We start from the raw sequence: 2,778 nt of genomic DNA, 5'->3' as shown, positions 1-2,778 counted from the left end.
GCCCGCAGGAGCGGACCGGGCCTCGTCGTGCGTGCGGTGGGTCGGGTCAGGCCTTGGGGGCCGTGCCGTCCTCGTCCGACGAGTCCTTGCCGGTGCCGGCCTCGGGGGCCTCGGTCTCAGCGACCTCGGTGACCTCGACCTCGGTGACCTCGACGGTCTCCACGGCCTCGGGGACCTCGACGGCGGGCGACGCCGCCTCCTCGGCGACCACGGCGGCGGTCGGGGCAGCGGCGGGAGCGCCGGTCACGTCGGTCTCCTCCTCGACCACGAAGACCTCGTCCTCGGCCAGGAGGTCGTCCTGGACGGGCGCGAAGGCGAACGCGCGGTAGAACAGGGCCGCGATGGCCGCGCCGACGAGCGGGGCGACGATGAAGAGCCAGAGCTGGCTCAGGGCCCACGAGTCGGAGAAGATCGCGGCCGCGATCGAGCGGGCCGGGTTGAGCGAGCCGTTGGTGAACGGCGCGGCGATGAGGAGCAGCGTGGCGAGCGACAGGCCGATCGCGGTCGGTGCGAGCTTGGAGTTGGACCGCTTGTCCGTGACGCCGAGGATCACGCCGACGAAGATGGCCGTGACGACGACCTCGATGAGGAACGCCGAGAACCACTCGAACGAGAACGCGCCGCTGGTGCTCGCGGCGAGGGGCGAGTGCTCGCCGAACCCGTTGGCGGTGCCCGAGATGAAGGCCTGCTTGGTCGCGTCGGCGATCACGGCGTTCTGCTGGAGGATCGGGAGCGCTGCGCTGGGGAGCGTCGCGAAGAGGATCAGCGACGCGATGATGCCGCCGACGATCTGAGCGAGCCAGTAGGGCAGGACGTCGCGCCACGCGGTGCGCCCACCGATCGCGGCGCCGAGCGTCACGGCCGGGTTGAAGTGCCCGCCGGACACGTGGCCCACGGCGGCGATCGCCGCGAGGAGCGCGATACCGCCGGCGAGCGCGACCGGCAGGACCAGCCCGGCGCCCGTGAAGCGGCCGTAGAGCCCGACCCCGAGGATCGAGAGGACGAGGAAGAACGAACCGAAGGCTTCGGCGCCGAGCCGGGCGAGCAGGCTGGGTCCGACGACGACCGTCGCCTCTTCGACGACTACTGCGTCGGGTGCTGAAGTGTCCTGGGACATGATGTTCCTGTCTCGTGTGCGTGAGGGGTCCGGGAAGGCCGGACGTTCGGGATGAACAGCCGACGTCGGTGCAGAACCGGCATCTCGGTGGCATCCTGCCACCGATCTCTGGGAGTTTGCTGATGAGAACGTGACCAGTCTCACCTGCTGAACTCGAGCGCGCCAGAGGGCGGTGCGACGTCGCGGCGGTGGGAACCGCCGTCGGGCACGAGGCCGGTGCTCTTCGCGAGCCCCCGCCCGGACGAGAGGGGCCCGCGGAAAGTATCTTGATGTCGAGAAGTCGAGTACCCTGGTCGGCGGTCAGCATCGACGGTTCGCGCGCGGAGCCCGGCACCCGCCGGGCGGCAGCGGGCGGCCTCAGGTTCCCCTCGCAGAGTTGGAGTTACCCCCGCATGGGCAAGATCAAGGTCGTCAATCCGGTCGTCGAGCTCGACGGTGACGAGATGACGCGCATCATCTGGCAGTTCATCAAGGACCGCCTCATCTACCCCTACCTCGACATCGACCTCAAGTACTACGACCTGTCGATCGAGAACCGCGACGCCACCGACGACCAGGTGACGATCGACGCCGCGAACGCGATCAAGCAGTACAACGTGGGCGTCAAGTGCGCGACCATCACCCCCGACGAGGCACGCGTCGAGGAGTTCGGCCTGAAGAAGATGTGGGTCTCCCCGAACGGGACCATCCGCAACATCCTCGGTGGCGTCGTCTTCCGCGAGCCCATCATCATCTCGAACATCCCGCGCCTGGTGCCGGGCTGGAACAAGCCGATCATCATCGGCCGTCACGCGCACGGCGACCAGTACAAGGCGACCAACTTCAAGGTCCCCGGCGCCGGCACCCTGACGCTCACCTACACGCCTGCCGACGGCTCCGAGGAGATCAAGCAGACGGTCGTCACCTACGGCGACGACGGTGGCGTGGCCATGGGCATGTACAACTTCAACGAGTCCATCAAGGACTTCGCGCGCGCCTCGTTCGCGTACGGCCTGCAGCGGAACTACCCGGTGTACCTGTCGACCAAGAACACGATCCTCAAGGCCTACGACGGCCAGTTCAAGGACCTGTTCCAGGAGGTCTTCGACGCCGAGTTCAAGGACCAGTTCGAGGCCGCCGGCCTCACCTACGAGCACCGCCTCATCGACGACATGGTCGCCTCGGCCATGAAGTGGGAGGGCGGCTACGTCTGGGCCTGCAAGAACTACGACGGCGACGTCCAGTCCGACACCGTCGCGCAGGGCTTCGGCTCGCTCGGCCTCATGACGTCGGTCCTCATGACCCCGGACGGCAAGACCGTCGAGGCCGAGGCCGCGCACGGCACCGTGACGCGTCACTACCGCCAGCACCAGCAGGGCAAGCCGACGTCGACCAACCCGATCGCGTCGATCTTCGCCTGGACCCGTGGCCTCATGCACCGCGGCAAGATCGACGGCACCCCCGAGGTCACGGCGTTCGCCGAGACGCTCGAGGACGTCGTCATCAAGACCGTCGAGTCCGGCAAGATGACCAAGGACCTCGCGCTCCTGGTCGGCCCGGACCAGGAGTGGCTGACGACCGAGGACTTCCTCGCGGCGCTCGACGAGAACCTGGCCGCACGCCTGGCCTGATCCTCGTCCCCGCACGCCCGACGGCGCCGCTCACCTCGTCCGGTGAGCGGC

Annotated in this window: 2 protein-coding genes; one reads left to right on the top strand and one right to left on the bottom strand. The window is 68.4% G+C overall.

Annotated features, from left to right (window positions below; translation table 11 throughout):
* Window positions 1-46 precede the first annotated feature (46 nt).
* On the bottom strand, window positions 47-1,117 hold the full coding sequence (locus ACFWFR_RS18940; protein WP_377624128.1) for an aquaporin: 1,071 nt from the start codon (window positions 1,115-1,117) through the stop codon (window positions 47-49).
* 392 nt (window positions 1,118-1,509) lie between these two features.
* On the opposite strand from ACFWFR_RS18940, the gene ACFWFR_RS18935 reads away from it, so the two are divergent.
* Window positions 1,510-2,727, top strand: a complete 1,218-nt coding sequence (locus tag ACFWFR_RS18935) for an NADP-dependent isocitrate dehydrogenase (RefSeq protein ID WP_191801265.1) — start codon at window positions 1,510-1,512, stop codon at window positions 2,725-2,727.
* Window positions 2,728-2,778 lie beyond the last annotated feature (51 nt).

It is taken from the genome of Oerskovia sp. NPDC060287 (assembly GCF_042726775.1).
Taxonomy (GTDB): Bacteria; Actinomycetota; Actinomycetes; order Actinomycetales; family Cellulomonadaceae; genus Oerskovia; species Oerskovia merdavium.
This window is presented reverse-complemented; position numbering and strand designations above follow the sequence as displayed.

Bases quoted from the DNA above. Each gene is read 5' to 3' on its own strand.
- ACFWFR_RS18935 (WP_191801265.1), top strand. From the start codon at position 1,510: ATGGGCAAGATCAAGGTCGTCAATCCGGTCGTCGAGCTCGACGGTGAC.
- ACFWFR_RS18940 (WP_377624128.1), bottom strand. From the start codon at position 1,117: ATGTCCCAGGACACTTCAGCACCCGACGCAGTAGTCGTCGAAGAGGCG.